Consider the following 2,169-nt stretch of genomic DNA (forward strand, 5'->3'; position numbering starts at 1 on the left):
GGCCGGAGCGGAGCGAAGGCCGCCAGCGACGAGGCTGGGGAGGCGTGAGGCTGTGCGGGGCGGGAGTCAAAGGGGCAGCCGCGAGGGCGACGGCGCGCGACGTAAGGACTGGAGGGAGCGAGCAGCGCGAGCGACCGAGGACCGCAACGAGCGCACCGAGCCGTCGCGGCTGGGGCTTTGGAGGTGTTCGCCGCCGCTCCGTCGTCGGTTTATAAACAACTGTGGCTCTCGGAGATTTCTCTCACTACGTTCGAGAAATGCACCGGCCGAGATTTGAACTCGGGTTGCAACCATGGCAAGGTTGCGTGATACCACTACACTACCGGTGCGTGCTTCGCATTCGATCGTAGCCCGGGTCGGAGATATAAGGGTTCCGAACGACGGTCGGCGGAAGGGTCATCGGTGGCGCGTCCTCACTCGTGAACGATGACCGATCTCCCCGAGCGAATCCACAGACGCACCGCCCTCCGCGCGGCCGGCGGTCTCGCCGGAGCGACCCCCCTTCCCGCGCTCTCGGGCTGTCTCGGCGACGACGGGAGCGACGGAGCGGACGGCTCCGACGACGATACCCCACCGGACGACGGCGCGGACGTCGCGTACGACGTCGAGACCGTCGCGGAGGGGTTCGAGAACCCGTGGGGGCTCGCGTTCCTGCCCGGCGAGGGCAGCCTGCTGGTCACCGAGCGGCCGGGGCGGCTCTCGCTCGTCGACCCCGCGGACGGGAGCGTCGAGCCGGTCGCGGGCGCGCCCGAGGTGTTCGCGGAGGGGCAGGGCGGCCTGCTCGACGTCGCGGTCCACCCCGACCACCCGGACGATCTGCGCGTGTACCTCACGTACTCCGCGGCCAACGACGCGGGCGAGGCGGCGACGCACGTCGGGTCCGGGCGGCTCTCGCTCGACGCCGACGGCGCGCCGGTGCTCGACGGCTTCGCCCCGATCCGCGTCGCGCAACCGTTCCGCGACACCGACCTCCACTTCGGATCGCGGGCGACGTTCGGCCCCGAGGGGTCGCTGTTCGTCACGGTCGGCGACCGGCGCGACACCGACTTCGGCCCCGACCACGTCTCGCAGAGCCGCTCGAACGAGCTTGGCGCGACGCTGCGGCTGACGCCCGACGGCGACCCCCACCCGGACAACCCGTTCGTCGGCGAGCCCGACGGCTCGGACGCGGTCTACAGCTACGGCCACCGCAATCCGCAGGCGATGACCGTGCGCCCCGAGACGGGCGCGGTCTGGCAGTGCGAGCACGGCGAGGAGGACGGCGACGAGATCAACGTGATCGAGCGCGGCGGCAACTACGGGTGGCCGGTCGCCAGCGAGGCGTGCCGCTACGGGACCGACGACCCCGTCGCGCCCGGTCACGACGAGCGCGACGACGTGGTCGCGCCGGTCCACTACTGGCCGTGCGGCTCCGGCGGCTTCCCGCCCAGCGGCGCGGTCTTCTACGACGGCGACGCGTTCCCCGAGTGGCGGGGAGACCTCTTCGCGGGCACGCTCGCGGCGCGGTATCTCGGGCGGTTCACGGTCGACGGTACCGGCCAAGACGCGGCCGTGACCGAGCGCGACCCGCTGCTCGACGACCGCGAGTGGCGAATGCGCGCGGTCGCGGTCGAGCCGGGCACCGGTCACCTCTACGTCGCGGTCGACGACGGCGACGCGCCGGTCGCGCGGATCGCTCCGGCGTGACGGCGGCGGTCCGGGCCGCCCCGGCGCGCCCTCTGACCGCGGTGACGGTTGTCACGATCTGACGGCCAGATCCCGCGGCAAACCCCGTGTGAACGCGGCACAGCCGGAAATCGGGACCGCTATCCTTTTACGGTGGCGTCCGGAATCGAGGGGTACAGTCTCGCCACGATGCGTACCGAAGACGGGCTCACGATCTGTGTTCCGTCTTCGCTCGTCCGGGAGGCCGAGGACGACCGCGAGGCGACTCGCAAACTCGGCTACGTCGCCCGTGCGGCGGCGGTGTTCCGGGCGGATCGGCTCGTCGTCTTCCCAGACCGGGACGGCGACGGTCGACGGGGCGGGGAGTACGTCCGCACCGTGCTGGGGTACGCCGCGACGCCGCCGGAGCTCCGGAAGGACCTCTGGGGGCAGCGCGACGAGCTCCGGTACGTCGGCGTGCTCCCCCCGCTCCTGCCCCTTATTCCCCTCTGACGCTGCCGACGC

The 2,169-nt window shown here is 72.0% G+C and carries 1 protein-coding gene, 1 tRNA gene and 1 pseudogene; 2 read left to right on the plus strand and 1 reads right to left on the minus strand.

What is annotated here, in order from left to right:
- Positions 1-258: 258 nt before the first annotated feature.
- Positions 259-329 (minus strand) — tRNA-Gly (locus B9G38_RS16315).
- Positions 330-426: 97 nt separating this feature from the next.
- Here B9G38_RS16315 and B9G38_RS16320 point away from each other — a divergent pair.
- Both B9G38_RS16320 and B9G38_RS16325 read left to right on the plus strand, forming a co-directional pair.
- On the plus strand, positions 427-1,686 hold the full coding sequence (locus B9G38_RS16320) for a PQQ-dependent sugar dehydrogenase (RefSeq protein WP_086221080.1): 1,260 nt from the start codon (positions 427-429) through the stop codon (positions 1,684-1,686).
- 168 nt (positions 1,687-1,854) lie between these two features.
- Positions 1,855-2,136 (plus strand): annotated as a pseudogene (locus tag B9G38_RS16325) (putative RNA uridine N3 methyltransferase); the annotation flags it as partial.
- Positions 2,137-2,169: the final 33 nt, after the last annotated feature.

It is taken from the genome of Halorubrum sp. SD612, from assembly GCF_002135005.1.

Coding starts and splice junctions, on each gene's coding strand:
- B9G38_RS16320 (WP_086221080.1), top strand. CDS start 427: ATGACCGATCTCCCCGAGCGAATCCACAGACGCACCGCCCTCCGCGCG.